The organism is Corallibacter sp. (genome assembly GCF_048381695.1).
Lineage (GTDB): Bacteria > Bacteroidota > Bacteroidia > Flavobacteriales > Flavobacteriaceae > Corallibacter > Corallibacter vietnamensis.
Genome location: NZ_JBLXHI010000004.1, coordinates 111,248 through 129,543, shown reverse-complemented (window position 1 = coordinate 129,543; position 18,296 = coordinate 111,248). Strand labels below are relative to the sequence as shown.

General features: G+C 32.6%; 16 protein-coding genes. 6 read left to right on the top strand and 10 right to left on the bottom strand.

Features of this window, described 5'->3' with window-relative positions:
- Window positions 1-20 precede the first annotated feature (20 nt).
- From ACN5J3_RS07975 to ACN5J3_RS07940, 8 genes are all read right to left on the bottom strand, one after another.
- Window positions 21-1,445, bottom strand: a complete 1,425-nt coding sequence (locus ACN5J3_RS07975) for a carboxypeptidase-like regulatory domain-containing protein (protein ID WP_418511397.1) — start codon at window positions 1,443-1,445, stop codon at window positions 21-23.
- Between the two features lie 20 nt (window positions 1,446-1,465).
- Entirely contained in the window at window positions 1,466-2,632 is a 1,167-nt protein-coding gene (locus ACN5J3_RS07970; RefSeq protein ID WP_418509621.1) for an acyl-CoA dehydrogenase family protein, read from the bottom strand.
- A gap of 22 nt (window positions 2,633-2,654) precedes the next feature.
- Complete coding sequence (locus ACN5J3_RS07965) at window positions 2,655-3,530, bottom strand: ComEA family DNA-binding protein (RefSeq protein WP_418511396.1); 876 nt, start codon at window positions 3,528-3,530, stop codon at window positions 2,655-2,657.
- Window positions 3,531-3,542: 12 nt separating this feature from the next.
- Window positions 3,543-5,213: an alanine/glycine:cation symporter family protein gene (locus tag ACN5J3_RS07960; RefSeq protein ID WP_418511395.1), complete on the bottom strand. Its 1,671-nt coding sequence runs from the start codon at window positions 5,211-5,213 to the stop codon at window positions 3,543-3,545.
- Between the two features lie 105 nt (window positions 5,214-5,318).
- Window positions 5,319-6,344 carry a potassium channel family protein gene (locus ACN5J3_RS07955; protein WP_418511394.1) on the bottom strand — a complete coding sequence of 342 codons (1,026 nt, stop codon included), beginning with the start codon at window positions 6,342-6,344 and terminating at the stop codon, window positions 5,319-5,321.
- Window positions 6,345-6,346: 2 nt separating this feature from the next.
- Window positions 6,347-6,574: a PspC domain-containing protein gene (locus tag ACN5J3_RS07950; RefSeq protein ID WP_344729572.1), complete on the bottom strand. Its 228-nt coding sequence runs from the start codon at window positions 6,572-6,574 to the stop codon at window positions 6,347-6,349.
- A 17-nt stretch (window positions 6,575-6,591) separates the two neighbouring features.
- Window positions 6,592-7,863: a DUF2851 family protein gene (locus ACN5J3_RS07945; protein WP_418509616.1), complete on the bottom strand. Its 1,272-nt coding sequence runs from the start codon at window positions 7,861-7,863 to the stop codon at window positions 6,592-6,594.
- 310 nt (window positions 7,864-8,173) lie between these two features.
- Entirely contained in the window at window positions 8,174-10,270 is a 2,097-nt protein-coding gene (locus ACN5J3_RS07940) for a helix-turn-helix domain-containing protein (RefSeq protein ID WP_418511393.1), read from the bottom strand.
- A gap of 227 nt (window positions 10,271-10,497) precedes the next feature.
- On the opposite strand from ACN5J3_RS07940, the gene ACN5J3_RS07935 reads away from it, so the two are divergent.
- The 5 genes from ACN5J3_RS07935 (at window position 10,498) to ACN5J3_RS07915 (ending at window position 14,667) form a co-directional block, all read left to right on the top strand.
- The gene (locus ACN5J3_RS07935; protein ID WP_418511392.1) at window positions 10,498-11,088 is read left to right on the top strand and encodes an ankyrin repeat domain-containing protein; all 591 of its coding nucleotides are present in this window, start codon (window positions 10,498-10,500) and stop codon (window positions 11,086-11,088) included.
- An 18-nt stretch (window positions 11,089-11,106) separates the two neighbouring features.
- On the top strand, window positions 11,107-12,213 hold the full coding sequence (locus ACN5J3_RS07930) for an acyltransferase family protein (RefSeq protein WP_418511391.1): 1,107 nt from the start codon (window positions 11,107-11,109) through the stop codon (window positions 12,211-12,213).
- Window positions 12,210-13,244: a serine hydrolase domain-containing protein gene (locus ACN5J3_RS07925; RefSeq protein WP_418511390.1), complete on the top strand. Its 1,035-nt coding sequence runs from the start codon at window positions 12,210-12,212 to the stop codon at window positions 13,242-13,244. Before ACN5J3_RS07930 ends, ACN5J3_RS07925 begins: the two co-directional genes overlap by 4 nt.
- A 3-nt stretch (window positions 13,245-13,247) precedes the next feature.
- Window positions 13,248-13,613, top strand: a complete 366-nt coding sequence (locus ACN5J3_RS07920) for a DUF2200 domain-containing protein (protein WP_418511389.1) — start codon at window positions 13,248-13,250, stop codon at window positions 13,611-13,613.
- Window positions 13,614-13,758: 145 nt separating this feature from the next.
- Window positions 13,759-14,667: an alpha/beta hydrolase family protein gene (locus tag ACN5J3_RS07915; protein ID WP_418511388.1), complete on the top strand. Its 909-nt coding sequence runs from the start codon at window positions 13,759-13,761 to the stop codon at window positions 14,665-14,667.
- Between the two features lie 66 nt (window positions 14,668-14,733).
- Here the strand turns inward: ACN5J3_RS07915 and ACN5J3_RS07910 are convergent, their stop codons facing one another.
- Together ACN5J3_RS07910 and ACN5J3_RS07905 are read right to left on the bottom strand one after the other, a co-directional pair.
- Window positions 14,734-15,714, bottom strand: a complete 981-nt coding sequence (locus ACN5J3_RS07910; protein WP_417289961.1) for a PLP-dependent cysteine synthase family protein — start codon at window positions 15,712-15,714, stop codon at window positions 14,734-14,736.
- 75 nt (window positions 15,715-15,789) lie between these two features.
- Window positions 15,790-17,025, bottom strand: coding sequence for an ABC transporter permease (locus tag ACN5J3_RS07905; RefSeq protein ID WP_418511387.1), 1,236 nt, complete (start codon window positions 17,023-17,025; stop codon window positions 15,790-15,792).
- Here ACN5J3_RS07905 and ACN5J3_RS07900 point away from each other — a divergent pair, their 5' ends adjacent.
- Window positions 17,026-18,294 carry an exo-beta-N-acetylmuramidase NamZ domain-containing protein gene (locus ACN5J3_RS07900; protein ID WP_418511386.1) on the top strand — a complete coding sequence of 423 codons (1,269 nt, stop codon included), beginning with the start codon at window positions 17,026-17,028 and terminating at the stop codon, window positions 18,292-18,294.
- The last annotated feature ends 2 nt before the right edge of the window (window positions 18,295-18,296 follow it).

The following is an 18,296-nucleotide window of genomic DNA, read 5'->3' as shown; positions in this document are numbered from 1 at the left end:
TCTTTTTTTAATACAGTAATTTACCCTTTAAATAAAGATGATCTTTTTGTTAGGTCTTGAATCATTTTTTCTTCTTCTTCACTCTCTAACAGAATATTATAATTTCTCCAAAACTCTTTATTATAAGGCTTTATAGCAAATATATCAGGATCCCAAGTTTTACTTAATGCTTTTTGCACCTCATCTTGATCTTCTATTATCTCAGTAAAAAGAATTTCTTGAACTGTATAGTAATAACGTTCATCGCGATCATACTTTACAGCTTTGTCTTCTTCTTTGCCTGTTGGTTTATAACCTACGTTAACCAGTTTTGGTGTTTCATAATAAATGTAGTTTGGATACATTTTATCTTGGTACTCCATATAACTGATGGTAAGTTTATGATTTACATAGGTATCAAATAGGGTTTTGCTTCTACTCTTTTGTGCGTCTGATGCTGCGATAAGCTCATACTCTATTTTTTTTACAGCGAATGTATCCCAATAAATATACAGCCAACCTTCTGCTTTAAAGCCATTATTAAAAATGCCTTTGGTATCTAAATTTACAAAGTCCTTGCCTTCTTCTATTTTGATTTTATAAATCTTTCTATCATTCTCTATTAAAACAGTATCTAACTTAAACTGATGTCTCTCTAGAATATCATCTCCAAAAAGCGCTTTGGTATTTTGTACATTACGCAGTAGGTTAAGTTTTCCTTTAAATAAGTTTTCAAGTCCGTTTACCCTAGTATCATTCCATTTTATAGCCTTAACCAAAGATGTGGTTTTTATAGTATCTCTTTTTAGGTTTTTTGAAGATAATCTCATGCTTATTTTTGATGTATTCTTTAAATACGATGTATAGGTTAATAAACTATCTACATCGCGCAAATCATAACTTTTACGAACCTGATCTACATTAACTTTTAAATTCTTGGCTGAATTAGACTGAAATCCAGAATCGTATATTGTAATGGCGCTTTCAACCAACCATTTAAACTCTTTCTTATTTCTTTCTTTATGTCTTAAAAAGCCTTTTTGCAGATATGAAGAATCTGGCATATTATAAGGAAGTTCTTCTATTGCTTTTAGCACTATTTCATTTCCTGTTTTTGGTCTATTGTCTGCTACAATTAGCACTTCGCTTAACGAAGCCACATCTTCCTCTAGTATTATTTCTAAAGAATTATCAAAATCTTTTACTGGTGTTTTAAAACTTTTATATCCTATTGAGGAAACCACTAGTGTGTCATTTTGATATTCTTGAGGTACAGACAGCACAAACTTTCCATCAGAATTACTTACCGTTCCTATGGTCGTGTTTTGAATATATACACTAGCATTTTCTATTGGTAAAAAAGATGCAAAGTCTACTATTTTGTTTTTTAATTCTGTTTGAGCCATTGTACTAAAACTGTACAAACTAAATACAATAATTAATAAACGCTTTAAAAATGCTGCCATATTTATGTGTTTTAATTAGGTTATGTTGCCGGTTTGTAACTCTTTTGATCTATAATCATTTTTGCAATAATCTCTCGAAGTATTTCAGATGTTCCGCCTCCAATTGGCCCTAAACGGCTATCTCTTAATAAACGAGCCATTGGGTATTCTTCCATGTAACCATAACCACCTAAAAATTGTAAGCATTGATAAATAACCTCATCTGCCATTTTAGTTGATTTCAGTTTAGACATTGTTGCTTCTTTAACCACATATTCTCCTTTATTTAATCTGTGAGCAACCGAATAATTAAACTCTTTACAGATTGTCATATCACTATACAAATCTGCATAGGTGTGCCTCAATGCTTGAAATTTATCGATAGTTTTTCCGAAAGCAACACGTTCACTCATATACTGTTTAGCATAATCTAAAGCATATTCTGCTCTTGCGTGCGCATTAACTCCCATTATTAAACGTTCTAGAGAAAAATGCTGCATAATATATGGAAAGCCCATATTTTCTTCTCCCATTAGGTTACTAGCAGGAATAACAACATTATCAAAAGCTATTTCAGCCGTATCTGAAGCTCGCCATCCAAGCTTATCTAACTTTGTAGCAGAAATACCTGGTGTATCTCTATCCATTATAAAAATACTAATTCCTTTATTTCCTAATTCTGGATTTGTTTTTGCCGCTACTACTAAATAGTCACTGTAAACACCGTTTGTAATAAATGTTTTAGAACCATTAATTACATAAGTATCATCTTTTTTTACTGCTGTTGTTCTCATTCCAGCAACATCACTACCTCCAAAAGGTTCTGTTATACACAAACATCCTATTTTATCTCCAGAGATACTTGGTGCTAAATACTTTTCTTTTATTTCATGACTACCTTCTGCATTAACGTGTGTCATTGCTAAATAAGCATGAGCCCACATGTTTGCCGCAAAACCGGCAGAATTAACTTTTTGTAGCTCTTCTAGAAGAATAACCGTGTAAAACAAATCTAGGTTTAAACCTCCGTAAGCTTCTGGGTAAGCTAAACCAAAGAATCCCATCTCTCCAAATTTCTTCCAAATAAAACGCTCTACTGTTCCTGTTTTCTCCCATTTTTCTATATGAGGGACTACTTCTTTTTTTAAAAAATCCTGAAGACTTTCTCTAAACATTTGATGCTCTTCTGTGAAGTACATACTATTCATATATCGCTAATTTTTTATATTCTTAATCTAACGTCAAATATAATTGAATTATCTCAATTTTTTGATTAGGAAAGTCTTTTACTTTTGTTAATTCATCAATAGATTTAATACCATCTCTTAAAGTTCGCTGCTCAATTATTGCATTCGCAATTTCATAATCTATATGAGGAATTTTCACTAATTCATCTCTTGTAGCGCTGTTTAAATTATAGGTTGTAATGACTCTTGGTGTTTTTACCGTAAACATGTTTGTGATACGCGCTATAACTTCAGGAGAGAGTCCATAAACATCTATCAACTCTACATCAGATGCAAAACCTCCTACAAAGGTGTTTCTGTATTTAACAATTCTATCTGAAAGCTTTTCTCCTATACCATTAACCCGCTGTAACTGCTTTGCTGTTGCTACATTTAAGTCAATTTTTTGATGATATGTTTTAGGTATATTAGAATATGTGTAGGACGTTTTGGGCTTGGGATTTGTTACCCATTCTGGAAATTTAAAGTATGGCGATATTTTACCTAACAGAGAATCTGATACTTTAGTGACTTGCTGAAATTCACTCGCAGAGTTGACCCATTTATTTTGATTTCTATAATGATGCAGCCTATCTATTTCTTGTGGTGTCATACCAAGAGTATATCCTTTATAGTCTGTTATATAATTAGGATTAAACGGATATATTTTAGGCTTGTTCTTTTCTTGTTGTATTAATTTAAGAGAATCTACTTCTTTTTGAAATTGTTCTAACTCTTTAGTTTTTAAGTCAAAATCATCATAAGAAGAAAAACTAGAAAAGTAATAGAAGCATTGTATTAAAACAATGATTAAAAGCAATAAAAAAATCCCATTTCGTTGCTTTTTAGTAAACGTAAAATGGGATTTTGTATGTTTCATATTACATATATTTTACATATGCTTTGTTATGTCTTCGTGACCGTCTTCAATAGCTTCTTTCTTTATAGCAATTGCACTTAAGTAACGTTTCATTTCTTCTCTTACTTTAGGGAATAACAGTAGTAATCCTATCATATTAGGGAATACAAGTGCTAATATCATAGCATCTGAAAACTTAATTACAGCGTCTAAAGTTGCTGCTGCTCCAATTATTACAAATAATAAGAAAAGTACTTTATAAGTTAAATCTGCCGCTTTACCTCTACCAAAAAGGAATTTCCAAGATTGTAATCCGTAGTAAGACCATGAAATCATTGTAGAGAAGGCAAATAAAACAATAGCAATGGTTAACACATAAGAGAATCCTGGTATTACAGAGTCAAATGCTTCAGATGTTAAATCTACACCACCAATCTGTTCTCCTGTAGCATTTATCATTACATTACTTCCTTCTACAGCTCCATAAGTAAATACGCTTTGCATATTAGCTCCATCAATGTTGAAGAAAATAATTACAAGCGCTGTCATTGTACAAATAACTACTGTGTCAATAAACGGCTCTAAAAGCGCCACAACACCTTCAGATGCTGGATACTTTGTACGAACTGCTGAATGCGCAATTGCTGCAGAACCAGCACCAGCTTCGTTAGAGAATGCTGCACGCTGAAAACCAACGATTAACACTCCCATAAAACCACCAAGTCCTGCCATAGGTGTAAAAGCTCCTTCTATAATTAATCCGAAGGCATCATCTATATATTGATAGTTTGCAAAAATTATAACCAATGCTGCTAAAATGTATATTCCAGCCATGAATGGCACTACTTTTTCTGTAATTTTTGCGATACGCTTTATTCCTCCAATAATTACAATTCCAACTAAAACAGCTAGAATAACGCCTATAATGGTTCCTGTTGCTCCTCCTTGAAGTCCTATTAATGATGAAATTTGTACCGTTGCTTGGTTAGATTGAAATGCATTACCACCACCAAAAGAAGCTCCAACACATAATATAGCGAAAACAACAGCAAGTACTTTACCAATTCCTGCTTTTCCTGTTGCTTTTAATCCTTTTGATAAATAATACATTGGTCCGCCATAGATTGTTCCGTCGCTACCAACATCTCTATATTTTACACCAAGTGTACATTCTACAAACTTTGTAGACATACCTAAAAGACCACAAACTATCATCCAGAATGTTGCTCCTGGACCTCCTGTAGCAATCGCTACAGCAACACCTGCTATGTTTCCTAAACCAACTGTTCCTGAAACAGCTGTTGCCAATGCTTGAAAATGCGATACTTCTCCGTGAGCACTTTCGTCTCTAATGGTGTCTTGAATATCTTCTTCTGCTAAAGCTTCATCGTTGTCATATAATTTATCTACACCATGCTTTTCAATATCTACATATCTACCTCGTACAGTACTTATTGCTGTTGGAAATCTAGAAATACTTGGTACTTTGAAGTAAATTGTAAAAAAAGTTGCTCCTGCAACTAATAAGATTACAACAATAGGAACATTAAGCCCTGCAATAGGAACCGATGTTAGAATAAAGCCTTCCCACCATGTTGCTACAGGCATAAACGCATCATTTACTATTTCGTCTATTCCTTTTTCTTGTGCAAAGGTCAAGAATGGGGTTATCATTGAAATCATTAAGAGAAGATATTTCTTCATGAGAATTTAATATTTAGTTATAGTTAGTTTTAAATTTTTTGTTAAAGTTAGCAATATGCAAAAAAATGCTGAATTTTTAAAAAATCTGTTGTTAAATCCCCTAAATCAGTGCTTGATATCAAACACAGTATTTAGTTTCTGGATTTGTTCAGGCCTTCCTAACACAATGATTTTTGAATCAGGCAACAACGCTTGTTCTGCTTCTGGGTTTACAATATAGTCGCCATTTCCATCTTTGTAGCCTATAACATTACAGCCTGTTTTATTTCTTAAGTCTAAATCTCTTATTGTTTTTAAACTTGAAGCATCGTAAAGCTTGCTAACCTCTATTTCTTCTATATTGATATTTGCTTTTCCTACAATGGATAAATTATCTATAAACTCAATTAAATCAGGCACAACAACTAGTGACGCCATATGATCACCACCTATTTTATCTGGCAGAATTACATTGTTTGCTCCAGCCATTTTAAGTTTATTGTACGTAGTTTCTTGAGATGCCCTACTTATAATTCGCAAATGCTTGTTTATTTGTCTTGCTGATAGCACTACAAAAAGGTTATCTGCATCGTTAGGAAGCGCACAAATAAGTGTACTTGCACGCGCTATTCCTGCCTGTATAAGCACTTCGTCTTCATTGGCATTACCATGTATAAACATGGTTGAGTCGTTTTCAAACCTATCTATCAGTTCTTTATTTTTTTCTATAATTACAAAAGGCTTGTTATATGCCAAAAGTTTGGTAGCAGCTTGTTTTCCGTTTCTACCATAACCACATATAATAATATGGCTGTTTAGTGCATCAATTTTCTTTTGCATTTTCTTCTGTTTTAGTTCTTCTAGATTGTTGTTGCTTAAAATATATTCTGTAATGATACTTATAGCATATCCTACTATAAATACACTTGTAAGGATTAAAAATGTTGTAAATATTTTTGATGTATCATCTAGAGGTTGTACTTCACCAAAACCTACTGTGGTGATTGTGATGACTGTCATATAAAAAGCATCAACCCAAGAATAGTTAGATAAAACCCTAAAACCAAGAATACCAACAACCACTATGAATACAAACAACCATAAGGCTATGTAAATTTTTGACTTGAATAGTTTTAAAAATACGCTTTTCATAATTACAGGTCAAAAACAGAAGATCGTTTTGTGTAAATAAGGTCTTTTATACGCATCCAGAATGCCATGAATAAGTAAAGCGCAAAGCCAAATCCTAGGGTTACAAAAGTAAGATACATAAAGGATGTACGTACTACTTTTGCTCTAATTCCTAAACGATCAGCTATTCGCTGGCAAACATAATATCCTCGCTTTTGAAAATACAGTAATGCTTTATAGAAAATATTCATGCTGCAATGTACTAAAATTATTGACTGATTAGGTTATTTCCTATGGCACAAAATAAACATTTGTGTTTATCGCAGTATTCTGTTTTAAGCTGAATGAGTGCTTGTGATTGTAATGCTGACTTTGCTACAGGCTGTAAGTTATTATAAGCTGCAATGATGCTATTCTTTTCTGGTGGTAGTTGCTGAATTAGTTTTAATAGCTCTTCATTATTTGATGCTGCATGCTGTTTTGCATAGGCAAACTTAATAGGTATTACCGTGTTTATAAGTAGCAAGTATACCATTGGTTTGCTTATGGTTTTTGAGACTTGTTTTGAGGTTTTACCAAACGTGTAGTGGGTTTTCCAGTAAGGTGTTGTTTCTACTTTAAAAAGGTTGTAAAACGCTTCAATATCATTGAGATCTATAAGTTTTGAAAATAGATTTTGATGCTTGTTATATAGCATTGCTAACTGCGAAAGCCTTATGGTAGGAAAGTTGGGCGGTCTTAATTTAAAGAACTGCATTGGTAAAACGCCTTGGTTGTTGAGCTGAAATTTTTGTTTTAAAAACTTGTATTCCTTTTGTAGCTGAATATAGTAAGCATCTTGATGATTATCTTCTAGCAACCCAGCTTGACCAAAAAGCAGTGCTTCAAGCTGAATGGGATTACTGTGTAACTTTCTTATTATTGAAAAATTGACTGATTGCGCCAAGCTCACAAAAGCTTCGTTGTTTATTTTTTGCCCAAAGCCTTTAGCTAATAAGGTAAAAAGCACTGCTTCCCAATTGTTTTTTGATTGCACCAAAAGCTCATTGATAATTTTAGATTTTCTTTCTAAACGTTCTAAATACAAACGCTCTAACCAGTTGCTTACAATAAACTCACTTACTGTATGGAACTGACTTTCACAATTAATCCATGTGGGCTTGTTATTAAATAGCTGTTTGTAATTGCTTAATAATTGTGGATTGACATAATTTTTAAGCTGTAAGGTAGGTATTGGCGTGTTATTCTTTCTGAAAACTTCGGTGTCGTGTTCCCATACAACATGCAGTATAACATTTTGGTAGGCTTTGTCTTGCTCGTGATTATGTAAAAACCAATCACTTGATGCTGTATGAATCTCTACATTGCCAGCCCAATGCTGACCTGCTATTTCTATTTGAGCATTAAAAAAATCAGGGCCTGCTAATAGGTTGTGCTGCCCCACGTTTTTTACAACAATTGTTTCACCAGCAGTTGTTGTAAGTCTGGATAAATCTAACTTTTTATATTTCCAAAGGTAGTGTAAAAAAGCCTCTTGCATGTTCCTAAATTAGTCGTAATGCTCATAAAAAACAAATTTAAAGAAACGGTATCATGTTAATTTACAAGCAATTCTAGCTATAATCAGAGATTAACAACTAGTTTTTATGGGGTTTCACATGAAGATATCCTTAAGTTATGTCGATATAAAGTCGGCATATAGTCGGCATATAGTCGGTATATAATTGATATAAATATGACTTGTATGGCTTAAAAAACGAAAACAAAAAATGATATACTAATACAAAAACAAGGGAAAGCTAGAGAACGCCCTTTTTGCTACTTGATAACTTGTTGCATTATGGTGTTTGTTATATAAGGTCATTATCTATAAGCATGCTTTTTAAACGCTCATGATCTTCCCAGAATCTGTTTTTAATTTTTGTAATTGTTTCTTTGTATTCTGGGTGATTTTTTAAAGATTTCATCATTGGATCTTTTTCCATAAACAACAGCATCCAGTATTGGTAATTATTTTTTGTAGCAAATAGCTTAAGCTGCTCTATAGCAAGGTCTCTTTTTCCTTCATGAACATATTGCATAGCCAAACTTGCTGGCTGGTAGATAGATTGGTCTTTTGCACAGTAACTAGCGTAGGCCTTGTAAAAGGATTTTGCTTTTTCATGAAACCCCATTTGGTCGTAAACCTTGCCTATTTTAATATCTTCTTGCGGATAGATGCCTAACCCATGCTGTTCTTTTACTTTTACGTATTTATTATAGTAATAGTAAGCGCTGTCATACTGTTCCTGAAAATAATACAGTTTTGCCACATCTTGCATGATATCTAACCTTGTGGTGTCTTTTTTCCATTCGTTTATTAAAAGATTTCTGGTTTGAACCATGTCTTTATGCTTGGCATATTGTATAAATATTTTTAAATATGGTGCGTAATAATTTGTTGAACTATAGTCTAGTGAAAGGTTTATATTTTTTAGGGCTTCATCAACAAATCCGTTTTGAATAAAAGCGTTACTTAAATTTAAATAGATATAACTTTTACCAACAGAATCGTTTGCGGCGATATCTAATTGTACTCCTTTTAAGGCATACTTTAAAGATTTTTCGGTATTAGGAATGGTACGCGCATACAAATCTGATAGCATATTTACTACAGGTGATGAATTGGGGTTGTACTCTAAAGCTTTTTCTAAATGCGGTAATGCCAACCTATACTCTTCTATATTTATATAATATAGCGCTTTTGCAATAAGGCTTTCATCTGATTTGGAATCATACAACAAAGCCTTATCTGCATAATTATTTATTACTTCTGTGTATTGCTTATTTGTTTGATAAATGTCTAAATAGTAGTATGCAATGGCGAGTTTTGAATATGCCAAAGCAAATTTAGGATCTTTTGCTACGGCTTGCTTAAACAGTGGTATTGCTTTATCAAGACCTTCTTTTGTTTGGGCTTGAAATGGCTCTAGAGCTTTTAGGTAGTAATCATAAGCCTCTAGGTTTTCTGTTGGTTTTTTATCTATTTGTTGTAATTCGGCTGGAGTAACTTTTGCTTGAATAGCATCAGCTATTTTTTTTGCTACAGTATTTTGTAATGCAAAAATATCAACTACCTTGTGGTTATATTGTTCTGTCCAAATTGGGCTATCATTTAATGCTTCAATTAATTGAACATTAAGTAATACTTGGTCTCCAACTCGTTGTCCGCTACCTTCTACAATGTAGTTTACGTTTAGTTCCTTTGCTATTTCAGAGACCGTTTTATTGGTATTTCTATATTTTTCAACAGATGTTCGGCTTATAACTCTTAAATCTTCTATTTTCTGTAAGTTATTTAAAGACGATTCCATTAAACCATTAACAAAATATAGATTTGAAGAGTCGCTACTCATATTTTTAAACGGAAGTACCGCTATAGATTTTGATAAGACTGTAGGACTTGCTAGCTCGTTTTTGTCTTCCTTTTTTATGATAAAAAATATCATTACTGCAACCACAGCTACCAACAAAGCCATTACTGTGTAGGCTTTATTTGTTTTGAATACATTTTGAGCTGGTTTTTTGTCAATAATGATATCGCTAGTGGTTTCGTTTTCTGAAAACTCGTAACCACTTTTTCTAACTTCTCCTGGCGAATACCCAAAATGTTCTCTAAAGCATTTTATAAAATAAGAGTTGTTTCCAAAACCTACTTGATAGGATATTTCTGAAACTGTATAATCGGTTTGCTCTAATAACTCCATTCCTTTTTCAAGGCGAATTTGACGAATAAACTGACTAACACTTAACTGGGTTTCCTTTTTTATTTTTCGAAGTAAGTTAGAACGGCTCATATTCATGAGCGTTGCTAGTTCTGAAACACCAAACTGCTCGTTAGATAAATTCTCTAACACAAAGATCTTGGCTTGTTCTATAAACTTTCCTTGAAACGTATTGCTTGACATAATGGTATTTGCTGTCACTAAAGTAGACAAATTTATTTAAAAAGAAATCTTCAAACAAGCTTCAAAAAAACGTGTGTTGCATCATAATTTATACTTCTGCATCATAATTTTCATGCATTCAACAAACTTGTCACATACCGCTACATAAGGGTTTATTATGAAACCGTCTCTTGCCTGACATTTGTACCAACAAAAAACAAAATATTAATCATTAAAAAATTAACATCATGAAAACATTATTAATTCACACATTCAAAATCACATTTCAAACAGTATTTATGATTGTATTACTTACTAACTCATGTGCGCAATCTAAAAATGAAACAACAACTACCTCAACAAAAACTAACACCACTTTAAGTAAACCAGATATTGATATTCAAACAGCTGTATTATCAGGAAATCTTGAAGCTGTAAAACAACATATTGCATCTGGAAGTGATATAAATAAAAAAGAAGCTATGAGCGGTTCTACTCCATTAATGACAGCTGCAACTTTTAATAAGATTGAAATAGCTAAAGCACTTATTGATGCTGGTGCCGATTTAACACTAAAAAACAACGACGGCTCTACAGTTTTACATACGGCTGCTTTTTTTGGGCGTATAGAAATTGTACAACTTCTTATAGATGCCAAAGCAGACAAAACAATAAAAAACAACTTTGGAGCGACTGCTAGAGAAACTGTGATGGGCGACTTTAATGAGGTAAAGCCTTTTTATGAAATGCTAATACAGCAGTTAAAGCCTATGGGATTTACACTTGATATGGAAGCTTTAAAAAAAGCACGTCCTGTAGTAGCTATGATGCTTGAATAATAAAAAAACTGTATTAAAATGACAACTCAAAGACGTTACGACATAGATTGGATACGAGTTATAGCTATTGCTTTATTACTTATATATCACATTGCTATTATTTTTCAACCTTGGGCTTTATTTATAGGTTTTATAAAAAGCGACCAATTGCTTGAAGACTTATGGACTCCTATGACAATGCTAAACGTATGGCGAATTCCTTTACTCTTTTATGTTTCAGGTATGGGTTTATACTTTGCTATGAGAAAACGCCAAATAAAAGGTTTAATTATAGAACGAAGCAAGCGTATTTTACTCCCTTTTGTTTTTGGATGCATTGCAATAACAACATTGCACATGTTTATTTTTCAAAAATATTACAACATGCCATTAAGTTATTATTATGGTAGTAGTCACTTATGGTTTTTAGGGCATATATTTATTTATGTATTAGTGCTTTCTCCTCTATTCTATTATTTGAAAAAACATGAAGATAGCCTATTTAGAAAAACGCTATCAACGTTTATGTCGTATGCATTAGGACCAATTATGGTATCCGTATTTTTCATGCTAGAAGTTGGTCTGGTTAAACCACAGTTATTTGAATTGTATGCGCAAACTTGGCATGGCTTCTTTATAGGTTTTGTCGCTTTCTTTTTTGGGTTTCTGTTTGTTTATAGCGGTACAAGCTTTTGGAAAACAGTATCAAAATGGAAATGGCTTTATATAGGTATTGCTTGTGTATTATATGCTATAAGATATTCTGGTTTTGAATCAATATCTAATATGTATATAACAACATTAGAGTCTAACTGTTGGATATTTGGTGTTTTTGGTTTAGGCTATCATTACCTTAATAAGCCTAGTGCTTTGTTAACATATTTAAGCCAAGCTGCTTACCCTGTATACATAATACACATGTTTGTATTGTATGCTGGTGCTTATTTAATTTTACCTTTACAGATTCATCCGTTCTTAAAATTTTTAAGCATTTCACTTTTTACTTTTATAGGTTGTTTTCTTATTTATGAATTCATTTTAAAAAGAATTAAAATTTTAAGACCTTTATTTGGATTAAAATGGACAATTTCAAAACAACTTAACACGGTATCTAACACTGTAGAATTAAGAAAAACTAACTCATGAATAAAAAACAAATACAGCGCGTGTTACGAATTATTTTACCCATAGGAACCATTATATCGCTTTTTTTTGTACCATGGTTATTAGTAAAAGCATGGATATTACCACTACCTAGCACCATACAAGGTCAGCTAGATGAAGCCATAGATCATGGATTTGATGGCATAATTGTATATGTAGATCAAGGCGGAAAGCCACCTGCGTTTTATGCATCAGGTTGGCATAACAAAGAACTTAAAATACCTGCAAACCCTAAAGCTTTATTTAAGATTGCGAGTATTAACAAACTATATACTGCAGTGGCTGTTACAAAGCTAGTTGCTGATAAACGTTTATCTCTAGACAAAACACTAGCAGATTACCTACCCGAATTAAAAGGGCGCATAGAGTATGCAGATAAAATCACATTAAAAATGATGATTCAACACCGAAGTGGTATTCCTAATTACACAGATACTTTTAATTATTGGGCCGAACCGAAGGAAACCTATGAGGAAAACCTGAACTTAATACTAGATCTACCTGCAAACTTTACTCCTAATAAAAAATATCAGTATTGTAACACTAATTATTTATTACTCTGCAAGATAATGGATCGCGTACTTGGTTACTCATATTATGACTTTATTCAAGAAGAAATTTTAGATCGCTTACAGCTAAAAAACACCTTTAGTTCTGTAAATGATGTAGATTTAGATAATATGATGAGTGGTTACCATGTAGGTCATCCATATGATTTAAAAGCTGATAATGTAGGTATGGTTGCAACTGCAGAAGATGTTGGTATCTTTTTAAGAGCCTTAAATGACGGCTCGCTACTAGATGGTAATGAGCAAGAAATCTATTCTTCTGTATACGAATACGAACATAAAGGCTGGGTTCCTGGATATCAAAGTATCGCAAAATACCACAAAAAGTTAGATGCTGTTGTTATTCAATTTACAAGCACAACAGACACAAAATTGTATAACTGGAATTTAGCTGATATTATATATAGTCGTACTATTAAAATTTTAAAACGCAAACAAGATTAAATTATGAAGACAACACCAAAACATGATGAGCGAATTGCAAAAATGACATTTGCTTCGGTATACCCACATTACGTAACCAAAGTTGAAAAAAAGGGACGAACACAAGATGAGCTACAAACGGTAATAACTTGGCTTACTGGTTTTGACAATAACCAAACACAAGAATACATAGACAGTAAAGCTACATTTGAAACATTTTTTTCTCATGCCACTCTCAATGAAAATGCTCATTTAATAAAAGGTGTTATTTGCGGCTATAGAATTGAAGAAATAGAGACTCCTCTTACCAAACATGTTAGGTATTTAGATAAATTGGTAGATGAGTTGGCAAAAGGCCGAAAGATGGAAAAAATTTTAAGAAGCGCATAATAAAAAAATGATCTCGCTTTAATAACCGTTTAAAATGTTGTAACAAAAACTGAAAAACAAATACCTATAAAGTAATCAAAGCTTTTTACAGTTTTCTTAAAAAAGCTATCCTTAAAATTTTATTAATCAAAAAACATCATCAATCATGAAATCACAGTTAACATGCTTTATTTTTCTTATTTGTTTTTCATTAGGATTTTCTCAAAACGGAAAAATTCTATCAAAAGAACTTATAAATCTTTCAGAAACTTCAATATGGAGTAAGCTAACAACCAACAATGAATTAAAACCAGATTACAAACACCTAGATGCGCTAAACTTTTATACTATAACTTATGAAAGTGACGGTCATAAAGTAAACGGCATTATTACCGAACCTAAAAAAGAAGGCACATATCCTGTTGTTATTTTTAATAGAGGCGGCAATAGAGATTACGGAAGCCTTACAATAGCTACCATTATTTTTTCAGTATCAAAACTAGCAGAGCAAGGCTATGTGATTATAGCAAGTAATTACAGAACTCAAGATGAGTTTGGCGGTGCTGATTTAAATGATGTTTTAAACCTCTTTGAAACTATAAAAGAAATAGACAAAGCTGACGAAAGTAAAGTTGGAATGTTTGGATGGTCTCGTGGTGGCATGATGACATATTTAGCTCTAAAGGCATCTGATAAGATACAAACAGCCATTATAGGAAATGGACCAAGTAACTTATTTGCAGAAATATCTTTTAGACCTAAAATGGAAACGCTAGTTTATGCACAGTGTATTCCTAACTATGCTGCAAACAAAGATGCTGAACTAAAAAAGAGATCAGCTATTTTCTGGGCTGACAAACTTAACAAAGATAGTAGTTTACTTATACTTTCTGGCACAAAAGATAAACGTGTAGATCCAAAACAAGCCAATATTATGGCTGAAGAATTAGAACGAATTAACTATGATTTTAAATTAATGACATTTGAAACGGATCATGGTTTTAGAGATAAACGCGATGAACTTTATGCAACAACAATTGCGTGGTTTGACAAGGAATTAAAACACAAAAAATAAACCAACCAAAAAAAAGAAAAAGCCCAACACATGTTGGGCTTTTTACTTTATAATTAAGGGTATATTTTAGTCTAAATATCCCATTTTTTTCATCCATTCGTTATTAAACATTTTACCTACATAACGACTACCATGATCGTGAAATAAAACAACCACTACATCATCAGGTTTAAAATGCTCTTTTAATTGTAAAACACCTTTTATTGCTGCTCCAGCAGAATTTCCTAAAAACATACCTTCTTCTTTGGCTAATAATTGTGTGTAAACCGCAGCATCTTTATCAGTGACTTTAGTAAATCCATCAATTATTGAAAAGTCAACATTCTCTGGTAATATATCTTCACCAATACCTTCTGTGACATATGGATATATTTCATTTTCGTCAAAAATACCAGTTTCATGATATTTTTTAAAAACACTACCATATGTGTCAATTCCCCAAACTTTAACATCCGGGTTTTGTTCTTTAAGATATTTTCCTACTCCAGAAATGGTTCCTCCTGTTCCTACTCCTACCACAAAATGAGTAATCTTACCATCTGTTTGTTTCCAAATTTCTGGCCCTGTACTTTCATAATGTGCTTTTGCATTACTTGGGTTATCATACTGATTTACATACCAAGAATTTGGTGTTTCCTCACCAAGTCTTTTTGACACAGAGTAGTAAGAACGTGGATCATCAGGTTCAACATCAGTAGGACAAACAACCACTTCTGCTCCAACAGCTCTTAATATGTCCATTTTTTCTTTAGACTGCTTATCACTGATAACAAAAATGCACTTGTAGCCTTTTACAATAGCTGCCAATGCCAATCCCATGCCTGTATTTCCAGATGTCCCTTCAATGATGGTACCACCTGGTTTTAAACGACCATCTGCTTCGGCATCTTCAATCATTTTTAATGCCATGCGGTCCTTTACAGAGTTTCCTGGGTTAAATGTTTCGTATTTAGACAACACCAGACAAGGTAGGTCTTGTGTTAGTTTATTTATTTTTACTAAAGGTGTATTACCAATAGTTTCTAGAATGTTTTTTGCGTATTCCATACTCATAATTTACTGCTGCAAATGTACTTTTTTTGATAGGAATAGACGAATGTTTCTTGAATTACTTACCGCAATCTACTCAAACCTAATAGCCTTTACCGGAGATATTTTAGTAATAATATATGATGGTACAAGCAACATAAATAAGCATAAAATAAATGTACCTAAATTTAAGGCTATTATGTAGCCTGCACTAATATAAACAGGCGCTTCAGTAACATAATACACACTAGGATCTAGTGGAAATAACTTTAAATATTTTTGAGCAAAAAGTATTGACAACCCAATAATGTTGCCCCAAAGAAGTCCTAAAGCAATTAAATAAGATGCATTATATAAAAATATCTTTCTGATACTCCAGTTATCACTTCCTAAAGCTTTAAGTATGCCAATCATTTGTGTTCGTTCTAATATTAACACCAATAAGGCTGTTATCATATTAATACCAGCAACTAGAATCATAATACCAATAATGCCGTATATATTTTTTTCAAAAATTTTAATCCATTCAAAGATAGAACCAAATCGCTTTTCAACTGTTACAGCCTCTAACATAGATGGAATGTTTTCATTTATTTGCAACTCCATATCATTTAGCTTGCTGTAGTCATCAATAAGAACTTCAAAATGTCCTATTTGATTTGCTTCCCATTTATTAATACGCTGTAAATGTCTTATATCTCCAATAACATATGTTTCATCAAAATCTTTAAACCCAGAATTGTAAATACCTACAATGTTATAAGTAAGCATTCGTGGTTCTCTATTAGGGTCGTCTCGTCTGAATAAGGTTGTAAACTTATCTCCTACTTTAAAATTTAAGCGATTTGCTAGGTATTGTGAAATAAGTACTTGAGTGTTCATCTCTTGGATATAATCGGGTAATTTTCCAGAAACTAAAAACTCTTCAAAATACTTCCAATTATAATCAGCGCCAACACCTTTTAGGATAATAGCTTCAAAATCGGTTTCTGTTCTTATAACTCCAAATTTTGTTACTACTGCCTGGATGTGCTTTATGCCTTCAACTGTCTTAAAATTAGGATAAAAACTTTGGTTAGTAGAAATAGGATTACCACTCTCTTGCGAATTATTACTATCATAATTCATTACAGTTATATCGCCATTAAAAGCAACAACTTTATTTCTTATTTTTTGTTGTAACCCAATTCCTGTAGCTATCGCAATCATCATTACAATAATACCGATAGCAATTGCAGCTATACCAATTTTTATTATTGGTGCCGAAACGCTACTTTTATACGCTTTACTATCAATTATGCGTTTAGCAGTAAAATATTCGAAATTCAAATGATACGATTTAATTTATATATGGTCAAAAATACAGTTTTATTATTTGTTTTGGTACTGATTTCATGCGGAAACTTATCTAAAGACAAGGCTACAAATGTTAAAACAGATACTAAAGCTACTCTTTTTAAAAATGAAGACAGCTTACCTATAGTTGGAGCAAACCAAACAGCACGTTACCTAACACTGTTAGAAGGAAAACGTGTTGGGATTGTAGCAAACCAAACAAGTGTTATTTTTAAAGCACCTGATGAAGCATTACAACTTGAATATACCCATATAGTTGATTCTTTAGTTTCCTTAAACATCGATATAAAAAAAGTATTTGCGCCAGAGCATGGCTTTAGAGGCAAAGCCGATGCTGGAGAAATTGTAAAAGATGGTGTAGATACTAAAACCGGATTACCTATTGTCTCTTTGTATGGAAGTAATAAAAAACCTACTCCTGAACAATTGGCTAACCTAGATTTAGTGATTTTTGATATTCAAGATGTTGGTGCACGTTTTTACACCTATATATCATCATTACACTATGTTATGGAGGCTTGTGCCGAAGCGAATATACCAGTACTTATTTTAGACCGACCTAATCCTAATGGGCACTATATTGACGGACCAATTTTAGAAACTGAATACAAAAGTTTTGTAGGTATGCATCCAGTTCCTGTAGTACATGGTATGACTATTGGAGAATATGCCAAAATGATAAACGGAGAAAAATGGTTAAAGGATGAAATCTCTTGTGATATTACTGTGATTCCCGTAAAAAACTATACACATAACACACCTTATAGTTTACCTATAAAACCATCGCCAAACTTACCTAATGATACTGCTATAAACTTATATCCTAGTTTATGCTTTTTTGAAGGAACAAATGTTAGTGCAGGACGCGGAACAGATAAACAATTTCAAATTTTTGGAAGTCCAGCTTTAGACACTACGATGTTTTCTTTTAATTATAAATTTATACCTCAACCTAATGATGGTGCTAAATATCCGAAACATGAAAATGAAACATGCTTCGGAAAAGACTTAAGTAACAGCGCAAAATTAAACAGACTAGACTTAAACCACCTGATAGAAGCTTATCAAGCTACTAATGATAAAGACGCTTTTTTTAATAATTTCTTTATAAAACTTGCAGGAACTGAAGCTTTACAAAAACAAATAGAAAGTAAGCACACAGCTTATGAAATAAAGAAAACTTGGGTACGTGGTTTACAGGCTTATAATAGTATGCGACAGCCTTATTTAATTTATAAATAAAC